Annotated in this window: 12 protein-coding genes; 6 read left to right on the forward strand and 6 right to left on the reverse strand. The window is 75.4% G+C overall.

Annotated features, from left to right (window positions below):
• Positions 1-9: 9 nt before the first annotated feature.
• The 4 genes from ACIRRS_RS03055 to ACIRRS_RS03070 all read left to right on the forward strand — a co-directional run bounded on the left by ACIRRS_RS03055 (position 10) and on the right by ACIRRS_RS03070 (position 4,660).
• Positions 10-579: a sigma-70 family RNA polymerase sigma factor gene (locus ACIRRS_RS03055; protein WP_402964075.1), complete on the forward strand. Its 570-nt coding sequence runs from the start codon at positions 10-12 to the stop codon at positions 577-579.
• Positions 580-895: 316 nt separating this feature from the next.
• Positions 896-2,260 carry an MFS transporter gene (locus ACIRRS_RS03060; RefSeq protein ID WP_402964078.1) on the forward strand — a complete coding sequence of 455 codons (1,365 nt, stop codon included), beginning with the start codon at positions 896-898 and terminating at the stop codon, positions 2,258-2,260.
• A 68-nt stretch (positions 2,261-2,328) separates the two neighbouring features.
• Positions 2,329-3,642 carry a cytochrome P450 gene (locus ACIRRS_RS03065; RefSeq protein WP_402964081.1) on the forward strand — a complete coding sequence of 438 codons (1,314 nt, stop codon included), beginning with the start codon at positions 2,329-2,331 and terminating at the stop codon, positions 3,640-3,642.
• Between the two features lie 43 nt (positions 3,643-3,685).
• Positions 3,686-4,660, forward strand: a complete 975-nt coding sequence (locus tag ACIRRS_RS03070; RefSeq protein WP_402964084.1) for an L-tyrosine/L-tryptophan isonitrile synthase family protein — start codon at positions 3,686-3,688, stop codon at positions 4,658-4,660.
• A gap of 76 nt (positions 4,661-4,736) precedes the next feature.
• On the opposite strand, the gene ACIRRS_RS03075 is transcribed toward ACIRRS_RS03070, so the two are convergent.
• Genes ACIRRS_RS03075 through ACIRRS_RS03085 form a run of 3 tightly spaced genes read right to left on the reverse strand, consistent with a single transcriptional unit; the run spans position 4,737 to position 7,789 of the window.
• Positions 4,737-5,525 carry an ABC transporter ATP-binding protein gene (locus ACIRRS_RS03075; protein ID WP_402964087.1) on the reverse strand — a complete coding sequence of 263 codons (789 nt, stop codon included), beginning with the start codon at positions 5,523-5,525 and terminating at the stop codon, positions 4,737-4,739.
• Positions 5,522-6,613: a FecCD family ABC transporter permease gene (locus ACIRRS_RS03080; protein WP_402964090.1), complete on the reverse strand. Its 1,092-nt coding sequence runs from the start codon at positions 6,611-6,613 to the stop codon at positions 5,522-5,524. Before ACIRRS_RS03080 ends, ACIRRS_RS03075 begins: the two co-directional genes overlap by 4 nt.
• A 3-nt stretch (positions 6,614-6,616) precedes the next feature.
• Positions 6,617-7,789: an ABC transporter substrate-binding protein gene (locus ACIRRS_RS03085; RefSeq protein WP_402964093.1), complete on the reverse strand. Its 1,173-nt coding sequence runs from the start codon at positions 7,787-7,789 to the stop codon at positions 6,617-6,619.
• Between the two features lie 200 nt (positions 7,790-7,989).
• Here ACIRRS_RS03085 and ACIRRS_RS03090 point away from each other — a divergent pair, with 200 nt between their 5' ends.
• Together ACIRRS_RS03090 and ACIRRS_RS03095 are read left to right on the forward strand one after the other, a co-directional pair.
• A complete protein-coding gene (locus tag ACIRRS_RS03090) occupies positions 7,990-8,820 on the forward strand; it encodes a helical backbone metal receptor (RefSeq protein ID WP_402964096.1) in 831 nt (276 codons plus the stop codon).
• A 50-nt stretch (positions 8,821-8,870) separates the two neighbouring features.
• Entirely contained in the window at positions 8,871-9,863 is a 993-nt protein-coding gene (locus ACIRRS_RS03095; RefSeq protein WP_402964099.1) for a transglycosylase SLT domain-containing protein, read from the forward strand.
• A gap of 118 nt (positions 9,864-9,981) precedes the next feature.
• On the opposite strand, the gene ACIRRS_RS03100 is transcribed toward ACIRRS_RS03095, so the two are convergent.
• From ACIRRS_RS03100 to ACIRRS_RS03110, 3 genes are all read right to left on the reverse strand, one after another.
• Positions 9,982-12,021, reverse strand: a complete 2,040-nt coding sequence (locus ACIRRS_RS03100; protein WP_402964102.1) for a hypothetical protein — start codon at positions 12,019-12,021, stop codon at positions 9,982-9,984.
• 205 nt (positions 12,022-12,226) lie between these two features.
• The gene (locus ACIRRS_RS03105) at positions 12,227-13,822 is read right to left on the reverse strand and encodes a lipase maturation factor family protein (protein ID WP_402964105.1); all 1,596 of its coding nucleotides are present in this window, start codon (positions 13,820-13,822) and stop codon (positions 12,227-12,229) included.
• Positions 13,823-13,914: 92 nt separating this feature from the next.
• Positions 13,915-14,442 (reverse strand): MarR family transcriptional regulator, encoded by a 528-nt coding sequence (locus tag ACIRRS_RS03110; protein WP_402964108.1) that lies wholly within the window; start codon positions 14,440-14,442, stop codon positions 13,915-13,917.
• Between the last annotated feature and the right edge of the window lie 90 nt (positions 14,443-14,532).

Here is a 14,532-nt window from a genome sequence, read left to right on the forward strand (position 1 = left end):
GAGGCGACCGTGGATGACGACCAGCTCACCGCACTCGCGCTGACCGCCCGGGGCGGGCGGGCCGCCGACGTCGAGGCCTTCGTGCGCGCCACCCAGCGGGACGTGTGGCGGTTCGTCGCCCACCTCACGGACGTGCAGTCGGCCGACGACCTCGCCCAGGAGACGTTCCTGCGCGCGCTGCGCGGGCTGCCGTCCTTCGCCGGGCGCTCCTCGGCGCGCACGTGGCTGCTGTCGATCGCGCGGCGCACGGTGATCGACCGCTACCGGATGGCGGCGGCCCGGCCGCGCCTCGCCGCACTGCCGGACTGGCAGGAGGCGGCGGAGCGCCAGGGCGCGGGGGCGGCGCCGGCCGCCGGGTTCGAGGACGGGGTCGCCCTCGGGGACCTCCTCGACCGGGTGCCCGCCCAGCGCCGGGAGGCGTTCGTGCTCACCCAGGTGCTGGGCCTCAGCTACGCGGAGGCCGCCGCCGTCGCGGGCTGCCCGGTCGGGACCGTCCGTTCCCGCGTGGCGCGGGCGCGGGAGGAACTGATCGCTCGGCTGCGCGCCGCCGAGCGCGGGGAGTTCGCGGCGGCCTGCTGAGCCGACCGGCGGACAGGATTCGGCGAACAACATTCAGTCGACAACTTTCAGATGACAACTTTCAGCGAACAGATAACAGCTGATGCCAGCTGTTATCTGTTCGCTGTCATCTGTCATCTGTCATCTGTCATCTGAACTCTGTTCGCTGAACCCCGTCAGCCGTCATCCGTTCGCCGCCTCCTGTTCGATTCTCCCGCGCTCCTCCAGAAATCCCCCACCTGTTCGGAACCCGGGCGGCCCCTCCCCCGACTGCTGTACCGGACCCCGCCGCCGAGGCGGTGCCCCGGTCCGAAGCGGCATCCGAACGGAGGGCTCCATGACGGCTCAGCAGCACCCGATACCCGATAATCTGACGGACCATCAGATCATCCTGGAGCCGGACCGCTGGATCCTCGTCGTCGCCGCCGGCCTGCTCTCCTTCGTCGCGATGCTCGACATGAACGTGGTCAACCTCGCGCTCACCGACATCGCCACCGGCCTGCACGCCACCGCCGGGGTCGCCCAGTGGGCCGCGCTCGGGTACCAACTCCCCCTCGTCGCGCTGCTGTTGCCCGCCGGGCGATGGCTCGACCGGGTCGGCACCAGGCCGGCGCTGCTGCTGGCGGTGACCGGGTTCGCCGTGTGCAGCGCGCTGGCGGCGCTGGCCCCCTGGGCCTCCTGGCTGATCGCCGCCCGCCTGGCCCAAGGCGCCTTCGCCGCCGTGCTGTTCGTCCTGATGCCGGTGCTCGCCGCCACCTCCGTCCGGCCCGCGCTGCGCGGCCGGGCGATGAGCGTGCCCGCGACGCTGGGCCCCCTCGGAGCCGTCACCGGCCCCGTCGTCGGCGGGCTGCTGCTGGACCACTTCGGCTGGCGGGCCGTCTTCCTCGTCAAACTGCCCGTCTGCCTGGCCGCCGCCTGGATCGTGCTCCGCCACGCCCCGAGGCGCGGACGGCTGCGCCCGCCCGAGCGCGGCTCGCTCGGCGACGCGGCGCTGATCGGCGCCGCCGTCGCCGCCGTCCTACTCGGCCTCACCCTCGCCCCCGGGGCCCCGCTGTGGCTGCTGCTCGCACTGCCCGCCGCGCCGCTGGTCCTGCTGTGGCTGCGCCGCCCCGGCGGGCGCCCGGTCGCCCACCTGCTGCGCGCCGCCGGGACGGCCGGGGCCAACGCCTCCGTGCTCTGCCTCGCCGCCGGATTCGCCGCCTGCCACTACCTCCTGGCCCAGCAGCTGCGCGGCCCGCGCGGCGAGAGCGCCACCGCCACCGCCCTGACCATGCTGGCCTTCCCCCTCGGCATGGTCCTGGCCGGACGGCTCGGCGGGCGGCTGGCCGACCGCTGGGGCGCCCGCCCCACCGCGCTGACCGGAGCCGCCGTCACCGCCCTCGGCCTGGCCCTGCTCGTCCCGCTCGACCCCGGCTGGGACGGCCCGCAGATCGCCTGGCGGCTCGCCCTGGCCGGCGCCGGGATGGGCCTCAACGGCGGCCCTACACAGGCCCTGGTGATGTCCGCCGCGCCGCCCGGGCGCCTGGCGACCGCCGGGTCCGCCGTCCAGCTGTGCCGCAGCCTGGGCTTCGCCCTCGGCCCGGCCCTCGCCACCGCGACCGCCGCGGCCGCCACCGCCCGTACGGGCCTGGCCGTGGCCGCCCTGCTCGCCGCCTCGGCCGCCGTGCTGCTCGCCCGGCACCGCCCGTCCGCAGCCGCCTGACCCGCCCGCACCGCACCCCGCGCACCGGACCGCACGTACCGCACCCGCCCACCGGAGGAACACCGCCCATGCAGCAGGACCACGTCACCCCCCAGCGCTGCCCGTACGCCCCGGCCGGCGCCGACCCCGTGCCGCTGTACGGGCCGGAGTACAAGCGCGACCCGTACCCGCTCTACCGGCAGTTGCGCGAGGCCGGTCCCGTGCACCGGGTGGAGTTCCCCAGCGGCATCCACGCCTGGCTGGTCACGGGCCACGAGGCCGCCCACGCCACCCTCAACGACCCGCGCCTGGGCAAGAACCACGCGCTGGGGAACGCCAATTGGCGACGGCTCGCCTCGATCATGCCCGAGCCGCAGCACTCCCGACTCCAGGTCCACCTCCTGCACCAGGACCCGCCCGAGCACACCTCGATGCGCCGCCTCGTCCTCGACGCCTTCGCCCCGCGCCGGGTGGAGGCGCTGCGGCCGCGCTTCCGCCGGATCGCGGACGAGTTGGTGGACGCCCTGCCCGCCACCGGCGGCGCCGACCTCGTCGCCGGGTTCGCCGCGCACTACCCGTTCCGGGTGCTCGCCGAGGTCATCGGCCTGCCCGCCGACCTGGCGGCGCGCTTCGACCGGGACTGGGGCAAGGTCGTGCAGCCGGTCGGCCCGAACGACCCCGGCCGGCCCGCCTACGAGGCACGGCTGCGCGGCCTGCAGACGTACATCGCCGACGTCGTCGCCCGCAAGCGCGCCGACGCCGACACCGACTCGGGCAGGGACGGGGACGACCTCCTCGGACGGCTCGTCCGGGCCCACGGAGAGGGCGTGTTGAGCCGGGCCGAGCTCGACTCGATGGTCTTCCAGCTGCTGGTCGCCGGCCAGGAGCCGGTCACCAACCAGATCACCACCATGCTCGTCACCCTGCTGCGCCACCCCGAGCAACTCGCCCTTCTGCGCGACCGGTTGGAGGAGGACGAGGCCGCGCTCGCCCGGGCCGTGGAGGAACTGCTGCGCCACGACGCCGCGTTCGAGCTCACCACCTGGCGGTTCTTCGCCGAGGACGCCGACCTGTTCGGCACCACCGTCCCCGCCGGGGACTCGGTGATCGTCTCGCTCTGCGCCGCCAACCGCGACGAGGCCCGGTTCCCGGACGCCGACCGGCTCGACCTCGACCGCACGCCCAACGCCCACCTCGCCTTCGGCCACGGCGCCCACTACTGCCCCGGCGCCGCCCTCGCCCGCGCCGAACTCCAGGTCGCCCTCTCCGCCCTGCTCACCCGGCTGCCCGGCCTGCGCCCGAGCGCCGAGCCCGGCGACGCCCTGGACGAGCTCGCCTGGATCCCCGCCGTCCTCGCGCGCGGCGTCAACCGGCTGCCCGTCGCGTACGACCGCCGCCACTGACGGCCGAAACCCCCGTTCCCGCCTGCCCCGGAGGACCAGAACCGTGCCCCTCGCCCCCGCCCCGATCCGCCCCGCCCCGATCCGTCCCGACGCGATACCGGAGACCGCCGAAGCCGCACGCCTCGCGGAGCGCGTCCTCGCCCTGCTGCTGCCCCACCGCCGCGCCGCCGACCCCGCTGCGGACGCACGCCCCGAGCAGTTCCCGCTGCAGCTGGCGCAGGTCACCGCCTTCATCCGCGCCGGCGAGCCGATCCTCCTCACCCTGCCCGGCTTCCCCTGCAAGTCCCCCAACCCGGCCAAGGTCCTCGGCCACCTGCCCGACGAGGGCGAACGCCTCTCGCTGGCCTTCCTCGACGGGCTCTGCGCCGAGATCGGCTGCCTCCACGCCCCCGGCGCCCGGCTGCTGATCTGCTCGGACGGCCACGTCTTCGGCGACCTGATCGGCGTCCCGGACGACCACATCGACGCCTACTCCGACGAGTTGGCCCGCATGATCCGCCGCGAGGGCCTCACCCGGCTGTCCGTCTTCGACCTGCGCGACGTCCTCGGCGACCTCCCCCACGACGACAAGCGCGCCCGGGTGCACGCCCGTTACGCCCCCAGCCTGGAGCGGCTGCGCGAGCAGGTCGTGGCCGACGAGGACACCCGGCGGCTCTACCTGGGCATCACCCGCTTCCTCGTCGAGGACACCGCCGCCTTCCCCGGCACCCGCTCCGCCCTCCAGCGCGACTGCCGCCGCCGTGCCTACGGGGTGATCCAACGCAGCCGCGCCTGGGGCGAGTTGATCGCCGAGCACCACCCGGCGGCCGTACGGCTGTCGATCCACCCGCAGCCGGTCGGCGCCCCGAAGTTCGGCATCCGCCTGCTCGCCGCCGACGACGCCTGGACCACCCCCTGGCACTCCTGCGCCCTCCAGCACCCGGACGGCCGCTGGGAGTTGCTCCGCCACGAGAGCGCGGCCCGGCTCGGCCGCCCGGCGCTGCGCGACGGCCGCCCGAGCCACTTCGAAGCCCTCTGACCCGCCCTCCCGACGAACGAGGAAAGGGGTGTCGGGCGGACGGGGGAACCGTCCGCCCGACACCCCGACGGGCCGGTCAGGACACGGGAACGGGCACCGGCGCGCGGTGGTCGAAGGCGATCAACGGGTCCCCCGTCAACGGGTGTTCGACCACCGCCGCCCGGACGCCGAAGACCTCCGCGAGCAGCTCCGACGTCAGCACCTCGCGCGGCGTGCCGGAGGCGACCAGCGCCCCCTCGTGCAGCACGTGCAGCCGGTCGCAGACGGAGGCGGCCGCATTGAGGTCGTGCAGCGCGACGAGCGTGGTGCGGCGCTGCTGCCGGAGCAGGGCCAGGAGCTCGACCTGGTGCCGGACGTCGAGGTGGTTGGTCGGCTCGTCCAGCACCAGCACGTCCGGCTGCTGGGCCAGCGCCCGGGCCAGCAGCGCCCGTTGCCGCTCCCCGCCCGAGAGCTGGGAGAACCGGCGCCCGGCCGAGCCCGTCAGGCCGACGCGCTCCAGGGCCTCGGCGGTGAGGCGGCGGTCCTCGGCGTCGTCGGCGGCGAAGGCGCCCTTGTACGGGGTGCGGCCCATCGCCACGACCTCCCGCACGCTCAACTCGAAGTCCCCGCCCCGCTCCTGGGGCAGCGCGGCGATGTGCCGGGCGGACTGCGCGGGCCGCAGTGCGGCGAGGTCGCGCCCGGCGAGCAGCACCCGCCCGGCGCTGGGCCGCAGGTGCCGGTAGACGGTGCGCAGCAGGCTGGACTTGCCGCTGCCGTTGGGCCCGACCAGTCCGGCGATCTCCCCGTCCTCGGCGACGAGGTGGACCCCCGCCACCACGCGCCTCCCGGCCAGGACGACGCTCAGGTCCTCGACGGCGATCCTCACGTGCGCTCCAGTCGTCGGTCCAGTAGGTAGAGCAGGGTGGGGGCGCCGATGACGGCGGTGACGACGCCGATGGGCAGTTCCTGGCCGTCCAGGGCGGTGCGGGCGGCCGTGTCGACGACGACGAGCAGGACGGCGCCGGTGAGGGCGGACAGCGGCAGCAGGCGCCGGTGGTCGCCGCCGACGAGCAGGCGGCAGACGTGCGGGACCAGGAGGCCGACGAAGCCGATCGCCCCGGAGACGGCGACGAGGACGCCGGTGAGGAGGCTGGTGACGACGAAGACCTCGCGGCGCAGCCGGGTGACGTCGATGCCGAGTCCGGCGGCCGTCTCGTCGCCCATGAGGACGGCGTTGAGGCCGCGGGCGCGGGCCTGGAGGAGGAGCAGTGCGAGGGCCACGGCGGCGGCGGGGACGGCGAGTTGGGCCCAGACGGCGCCACCGAGGCTGCCCATGAGCCAGAACAGGACGCCGCGGGTCTGCTGTTCGTCGCGGGTCTGGAGGACGAGGTAGCTGGTGAGGCCGCCGAGGAACTGGGCGATGCCGATACCGGCGAGGACGAGGCGCAGCGGGGAGAAGCCTCCGCCGCGTCGGGCGACGAGCCAGACGAGGGTGAACGCGCCGAGTGCGCCGGCGAAGGCGGCGAGGGAGACGGTGAGTCCGAGGGCGCTGCCGAAGGAGAGTTCGAGGCCGAGGGTGGTGCCGAGGACGATGGCGGCGACGGCGCCGAGGGAGGCTCCGGAGGAGACGCCGAGGAGGTAGGGGTCGGCGAGCGGGTTGCGCACGAGCGCCTGGACGGCGGTGCCGACGAGGCCGAGTCCGGCGCCGACGACGGCGGCCAGGAGGGCGCGGGGGACGCGGAGTTGCCAGACGATGAGGTCGTGGGTGCCGGGGTCGGGGGCGCGGCCGGTGAGGCGGCGGGCGACGACGGACCAGACCTCGCCGGGCGGGATGTCGACGGAGCCGAGGGAGACGGCGGCGGTGAGGGCGAGCAGCAGGGCGGCGCCGAGGGCGAGGGCGAGCGGCCCGGCCCGCAGGGTGCGGGCCGGGCGGCGGCCGGTGTCCGGCGGGGCCGGGGCGGCGGTGGCGGCCACCTGCTACTGCCCGCTCGTGGTGGCGGGGGCGGCAGGGGTCCCGGCGGGCTTGACGAGGTCGGGGTGGAGGGCTTGGGCGATCTGCTGGACGGCGTCGGCGTTGCGCACGCCCGCGATGGTGGTGGCCTCGGAGCCGAGGCGGATGAAGTGGCCCTGCTGGACGGCCTTGAGGCCCTGGGTGGCGGGGAAGCCGCGCAGGAACGCCTCGGCGTCGTCGAAGGCCTTGCGGTTGGCGTCCTCGCTGCCGCGGTTGCGGACGGCGAGCTGTATCCAGTCGGGGTTCTTGGCGACGACGTCCTCCCAGGTGCCGGGCTTGAAGTCGGCGTCGCAGTCGGCGTACACGTTGCGCCCGCCGGCCAGGGTGACGACGGCGTTGGCGACCTGGCGGCCGCAGACGGCGACGGGCTGCTTGGTGCCGGCGTCGAAGTCGAAGAGGAAGTAGGTGGGCCACTGAGCCTCGGGGACGGCGGCGAGCGCGGTGCGGACCTCGCCGACGCGCTTCTCCATGCCGGTGACGAGTTCCTCGGCGCGGGCGGCGGTGCCGGTGACGGCGCCGAGGCGGCGGATGTCCTCCTCGACGCCGGAGAGGTCGGTGCGCGGGGCCTTGGCGGCCTTGGGGGTGCCGGCGCAGGCGGTGGAGAGCAGGTAGACGTGCTGGATGCCGGCGGCCGCGTACTCCTGTTCGCTGGGCCCGGTGGCGCCGCCGCCCATCATCGGCATGGCGCCGAAGGTGTCGATGTAGAGGTCGGCGCCGGAGCCGAGGAGCTTCTCCTTGGGGATGGCCTTGTCGCCCAACACCGGGACCTTGGCGCCCTGTTCGGCGAGTTCGGCGGGCAGGGCGCCCTTGCCGGGCGGGAAGCCCGTGCCGATCACGCGGTCTCCGGCGCCCAGGCGCAGCAGCATCTCCAGGCTGGAGGCGTTGCTGGTGACGATCCTGGTGGGCGCCTTGGCGACGGTGGTCTCCTTGCCGGCGCAGTCGGCGACGGTGACGGGGAAGCCGGAGGCGGCGGTGATGGTCGCGCCGGGCCCGGTGCCGGCCGCGGTGTTCGTCCCGCCGCCGCTGCCGCAGCCGGTGGCGAGCAGGGCGACGGCGGCCGCCAGGCCGTAGACGGCTCCCTGACGGGCGTTCGAACGGGTGTTGGGGCGGCGAACACGGTGGCGGGGGCGAGGGCGCATGGCGACTCTCCTGGTCGGTGACGGTGGCAGTGGCAGTGACTGTGACGGGCCCGCGCTGCGGACCCGGACCAGGTAGTCGGGCGGGGCGGTCAGCGGGTTCCCGGGGATTCCCGCCGCGGGGCCGGTCGGGCATTGGGGGCTGGCGGGGGCCGGCGGCGGGACCGTCCGCCGGGCGGGCGGTGCGCGCGTAGGGTGGCCGGATGGCCGACCCCACCGTGCTGCGCGACGACCTCGACCTGCCCGTCCCGCTCGGGCCGCGCCCGCCCCGGCGGGTGGTGTCGCTGGTCCCCTCCCTCACCGAGGCGATCGCCGTCACCGCCCCCGGCCTGCTGGTCGGCGCCACCCGGTGGTGCAGCCACCCCGCCGACCTGGACGTGGCCCGCATCGGCGGCACGAAGAACCCGGACGTTCCCGGCGTCCTCGCCCTGGCGCCGGACCTCGTCGTCGCCAACGACGAGGAGAACCGCCGCCCCGACCTGGAGGCGCTGCGGGCGGCCGGGGTGCCGGTCTGGGTCACCGACGTGCGCACCCTGGACGACGCGTTCCGCTCGCTCGACCGCCTGCTGACCGTCGCCTGCGCCCTGCCGCGCCCGTCCTGGCTGGACGAGGCGGAGGAGGCCTGGCGCCGGGTCGTGCCCCTGCCGGGCGGCCCGCGCGCCGTCGTGCCGATCTGGCGCCGCCCGTGGATGGTGCTGGGCCGCGACACCTTCGCGGGGGACCTGCTGCGCCGCCTCGGCCTGCGCCTGCTCCACGCCGACCACGCCGAGCGGTACCCGACCGTGCCGCTGCCCCGACTGCTGCTCGACGAACCGGAGTTGGTGGTGCTGCCGGACGAGCCGTACCGGTTCACCGCCGAGGACGGGCCCGAGTCGTTCCCCGGGATTGCGGCGGCGCTGGTGAGCGGGCGGCACCTGACCTGGTACGGGCCGTCGCTGGTGCACGCCCCGGAGGTGCTGGCGCGGGAGATCGCGCACCCGCTCGGCCGTCCGACCGGCCACCCGTTCGCACAAGACGGACCGGGCACCTCGTAGGATGACCGCCATTCACCGGGACCGCCGGTGAACGAGTGGGGGGAACGCAGGTGAACGCGAGCAGGAACAGTACGGCCCGTCGGGCGCTGGTGCTGGTGTCGGCGGTGGCCGTCTCGACGGCCGTCCTGACGGGCTGCGGCAGCAAGTCCGCAGAGACCCACCAGGACGCCGCGGCGAGCAGCACCACCGCGGCGGGGACGGTCTCACCCAGCGCGAGTGCGAGCCCGAGCGCGACGGCCACCGACACGGCCTCGGCGAGCGCCTCCCCGACGGCGAGTGCGAGCGCGAGCAAGTCGGCGAAGGCCGGGGCGAGCACCCAGGCGGGCAGCGCCAAGTCCGGCCCGGCCACCCAGCCGCCGGTCGCCAAGCCCGCCATCGTGGCGCCCGTCCCGGTGGCCAAGCCCGGCCCGGTCGCGCCCCCGCCGCCGCCCGCCCCGGCCGTCCCGCACGTGCCGCCGCTGCAGAGCTCCTGCAAGCCCAGCAAGCCGCAGCCGGACGAGCCGAAGGAGGCCGTGGGGGCGGCGCTCACCTCGGCGGCCGGTCAGCCGCGCACGCTCAACCTCAGCAACGGCGGCACGGACAAGCTCCCGCCGCTGCCCGTCAACCTCGTCAAGGCCATCGCCTGGCAGGAGAGCGGCTGGCAGTCCGGCATCCTCGCCTGTGACGGGGGGATCGGCACGATGCAGATCATGCCGAACACCGTCGACTGGATGAACGGCAAGTTCGGGACGAAGTCGGACCCGAAGACGCTCAACGGGAACGTCCAGCTCGGCAGCCAGCTGCTGGACTGGCTGGTCGCCTACTACGGGGACTCGTCCTTCGGCGGCGCGTACGACCTCTCGCCGGACCCGGCCACCGGCAAGACGCCGCTGCTCGACCTGGTCATCTCCGCGTACAACGCGGGGGCGGGGAACGTGCACTACAACACCGTCACCGACCCGGCCTCGGGCCAGGTCGTCGGCAGCCTGGTGATCCCGAACCCGTCGTATGTGGCGAACGTCAAGGCGCTGATGGCCAGCCAGCCGTGGAACAAGGCGGGCTGAGGCCCGCTCACCCGGTCAGCCCGGTCAGCCCGCTCGTGCGACGGGGCCCGGGACGCGAACCTCTCGCGTCCCGGGCCCCGCTGCTTTCCGTTCCTCGTCGCCGCGCCCGGAGCCGTCGTCAGCCGCGGGCGGCGGTGACGGCGGCGCCCAGCGCCTCCTTGATGCGCGGGCCCAGGCGGGCGAAGCCCAGCTCCTTCATGGCGGCGCGCAGCAGCTCCTCGTCGCTGCGGTCGGTGCCGTCGGCGTCGATCCAGCGGACGATGGCGAGCAGCTCGTCGGCGGAGTAGGCGGTGACGGGGCGGCCGGGGGTGAAGTCCGGCTTCGCGGGGGCGGCCTCGTCGGCGGCCTCGGCCTCGACAACCGGCTCGGGCTCCGCCTCGACGACGGGCTCCGGCTCGACGGTCGGCGCCTCGGCCTCCGCGACCGGCTCGGCCTCAACGACGGTCTCCGGCGCGGCAGTCACGGCCTCGGGCTCGACCTCGACGGCCTCAGCCTCAACAACCGGCTCGGTCTCGGTCTCGGTCTCGGTCTCGGCCTCAACGACCGTCTCCGGTGCGGCAGTCGGCGCCTCGGCCTCGACGGTGACCTCGGGCTCGGCCTCAACGGCCGTCTCGGCCACCGCAGTCGGCTCCTCGACGGCCTCCGGCTCCTCCGCCACGGCCTCGACGGCCTCCGGCTCGGTCTCGACCTCGGCCTGCTCGACCTCGGCCTGCTCCGCCTCGGCGGTCTCCGCCACGACGGTCACGGCGTCCACGACGTCCACCAGGTCGTCAGCGGCCGGGGAGGGCGCCGGGAGGGACACGGCGGCAGCCGGGGCCTCCTCCGTCTCGTTCTCCGTCGCGACCTCCGCGAGCGGCTCGTCGTCGGCGACGACGACGTCCGTCTCCTCGGTCACCGCCGCCTCGGGCTCCTCGGCGTCGGCGGTCTCGACCTCAGCCTCAGCGGCTTCAACCTCGGTGGCCTCAACCTCAACAGGCGCGACCTCGACCTCAACCTCAGCGGCCTCAACCTCAACGGTCTCGGTCTCCGCCGGAGCATCCTCCGCGAGCCCGTCCCGCTGCCCGCTCGCCAGCGCCTGCAGCGCGGCGGCCTCGGCGTTCGCGTCGGCCTCAACCTCGGCCTCAACCTCGACCTCGACGTCGGCCTCAGCCTCAACCTCGGTCTCGGCCTCGGTCTCGGGGGCCTCCGTACCCGCCCCCGCCAGCCCGTCCCGCTGCCCGCCCGCGAGCGCCTGACGCGCCGCGTACGCGGCCTCGGCGGCGCGGCGGTCGGCACGCGCGGCGGCGAGCTCGGCGAGCAGCTCGCCGAGGCCCGCCTCCTCCAGGGTGGCGCGCAGGCCGCGGATGGTGGGCAGCCGGTAGAGGGTGCCCTCGTCGGCCGCGAGGCGCTCGACCAGCTCGACGAGGTCGGCGAAGGCGATCCCGTCGAGGTCGCGGCCGGGCAGCAGGCGGGCGAGTTCGGTCAGGCCGGCGCCGAGCGCCTCGAAGGCCTGGGCGGTGGTCTCGACCAGCTTGCCGTCCGAGGGCACCTTCGGGAGCGTGCCGGCCGGGGCGAGCAGGGCCCAGGCGCGGCGCTCGACCAGGGCGGAGGAGAGGGCCTCGTGCAGGTCCTCGCGGCGGATGCGGCGGTCGTGGGCGAGGGCGGCGGCCTGCTTGCGCAGCGAGCGGCCGCGCAGCCAGGAGACCTTGACGTCCCGCTCCTTGCGCCAGGCGCTGTCGGCGGTGGCGGCGACGAGGGGGCCGAGGTCGGTGTCGTACGCGGCGGGGATGAGGGTGGCGGAGGTGGTGCGCACCCGCTGGAGGGTCTCGACCAGGGCCGCGGTCTGGGTGACGGTGGCCGGCTCGTCGACCCTCACCTCGGTGACGAGGGCGGTGACGGTCTCCCAGAGCTGCTGGAGGTCGCGGCCGCGCAGTTCGGCGAGGACGGTGGAGGCGGCGCGGGCGTCCTCGGGGGTGGCGACGGTGTCGACGGCCGCGTACCAGGCGTGGGTGTCGGCGCTGAGCGTGAAGGCCCCGAGTTCGGCGTAGCGGCCGAGGTCCTCGCGGAGGTCGGGCTCGGCGGCGGCGTCCTGGGGGTCCTTGACGTCGGCGGCGGCGTCGGCGGCGGCGACGTCCGCCGGGTCGGCGGCGTCGGCGTTGCGCGAGTGAAGCACTGTCATGTGAGGTCCGGTTCTGGGCGACGACGGCGGGGCTGGCGGCGAGGGGGCGGCGGACCGGGTGCGCGGGCTGCCCCTGGGCGGGGCCGGGGGCGCGCGGTACGGGCCGCCGGGTGTGGACGCCCAGAATACGGGTGCCCGTTCGAGCCTTGCACGCACCCACCCGTCGGAGGGGCGGGTGTCGCGTGCCGTACCGCCCGCCCGGCCGCTACCGGGGAGGTCCGTCCGGGTGGTGGGGTGCTGGTCCGTGCGGGTGGCCGGTGCCGCCGTCCGGGTGGCGGGGGCCGGGGCGGGGTGGGTGCGCGGGGCGCCGCAGGGCGTCCAGCGGGACCTTGCGGACGGGGCGGCCGAGGGGCGGGCGGTGTCCGGCGCGGGCGAGGGCGGCGAGGTCGACGGGCGCGAGGTACTCGTGCAGCGCCGTGCGGTGCCACCACGCGCCGGTTTCGCGCAGTTCGCGCCATCCGGTGAACCGGTAGAGGTGGAGGGTCGCCCGAATGTGGGTCGGCGGGGCGTCGGGGAAGGGGTTGTGGCGCAGCAGGCGCAGGGTGGCGCGGTCGCCGGTGAGGAGGCGGGCGACGAAGGGCAGGAACCAGGGGCGGGCGTAGGCGGGTGAGATGCCGGCGAACCACATGAGCCAGTCCAGGCGCAGGTGGTAGGGGGCGTACTGGCGGGGCATGCGGCGCACGTCGCCGGGTTTGCCCTTGAAGCCGTACTCGCGCCAGACGGTGTGCGGGGTGAGGACGGCCTCGTCGGTGCCTTCGACGACGACCTCCTGGCGCACGCGGTTGACGCTGCCGAAGGCGCCGTAGGTGTTGACGAGGTGGAGGCGGTCGTAGGAGCGGTTCATGACCTGGTGGCGGGAGATCAGGTTGCGGGCGGGCCGGTAGCTGAGGGCGGCGACGGCGGCGGTGAGGGCGAGGACGAGCAGTTCGTACCAGGCCGGGGCGGGCGGGTAGGTGCGGGGGTGGACGGGCAGGCCGAGGCGGGAGGGGTCGACGGCGGCGAGGGCGAGGGCGACGGTGGCCCAGTTGAGCCAGGCGAAGTTGCCGGAGGCGATCAGCCACAGCTGGGTGGCGACGATCGCGCAGGCGGACCAGCTCGCGATCGACTGGGGCAGGAACAGGCCGATCGGGACGAGGAGTTGGACGAGGTGGTTGGCGGCGGCCTCGGCGCGGTGGACGGGGCCGGGCAGGTGGTGGAAGAACCAGCTGAGGGGGCCGGGCATGGGCTGGGTCTCGTGGTGGTAGCGCAGGCAGGTGAGGTCGCGCCAGCAGCGGTCGCCGCGCAGTTTGATCAGCCCGGCGCCGAACTCGACGCGGAAGAGGAGCCAGCGCATCAGCCACAGGACGAGGGTGGGCGGGGCGGTGTCGGCGTTGCCGAGGAAGGCGGCGAGGGTGCCGGCTTCGAGGAGGAGGGATTCCCAGCCGAAGGAGTACCAGGTCTGCCCGACGTTGACGACGGAGAGGTAGAGCGCCCACAGGACGGCCCACAGGGCGATGGACGCCGCGAGGGGGACGGCGTCGCCGAGCCCGGCGGTGACGGCGGCGGCGAGGGCGGCGCCGCTCCAGGTGACGGTGGCGAAGAAGCGGTCGCTGTAGTGGGCGTGGAAGAGGCTCGGGGAGTCCCGGAAGGGGACGCGGGCGGTGTAGCGGGGCACGGGCAGCATGCCGTCGGCGCCGATGAGGGGGCGGAACTGGGCGGCGGCGTCGAGGAAGGCGATGAGGTAGAGCGCGGCGAGCAGGCGTTGGACGAGCAGGCGGCTCAGCCAGTGGTCGGGGGCGGCGAACCAGGCGGACCAGTCCATGCGGCCCATGCCTACCACCGGCGGGTGGTCGGCGGGGTGCGGCCGTGGCGGGTCGGGCCGGGGGCGGCGGGCGGTTCACCCGCCCGGGCGCCTCAGGCCTTGGCCGGGGACTGTGCCGTGCTGGCGGGGCCGGTGGCCGGGGCGGAGGCGCCGGTAGCCGGAGTGGAGGGGCCCGTCGCCGGGGCGGCTTCGGCGAGGACGGCGACCAGCGGGGCCAGTTCGGGGGCTTCGGCGGCGGTCGCGAGGACCGCCTCCAGGGTGGCGTCGTGGACGGGCCGGGCGGCCTCCAGCAGGGCGCGGCCCTCGGGCGTCAGCTCGGTGTAGATGCCGCGCCGGTCGTCGGCGCAGAGGTAGCGGCCGAGCAGGGCGCGGTCCTCCAGGCGGGCGACCAGGCGGGTGGTCGCGCTGCTGCTGAGGGCCGCCGCGCGGGCCAGCTGCTGCATGCGCATGTGCCAGCCGTCCTGGCGGGAGAGGGCGTCCAGGACGGTGAACTCGACCACGGAGAGCCGGTGTTCGGCCTGGAGGGCCTTCTCCAGGGCGGTGTCGATCAGGCCGTGCAGTGCGGCGAGCGTGCGCCAGCCACTGGCCCGGATCTCGGCCGCGTCGTCGCGCATCGGCATGGCGGGCCTTCCCTTCGCGTTCGCCTGTGGGACTCCTGGGGTCGGGCGTGCGCCCTTCCGTCCAGTATGACAGTCGACGCCCACTACCGG

The sequence above is a fragment of the Kitasatospora sp. NPDC101183 genome, from assembly GCF_044767945.1.
Taxonomy (GTDB): Bacteria; Actinomycetota; Actinomycetes; order Streptomycetales; family Streptomycetaceae; genus Kitasatospora.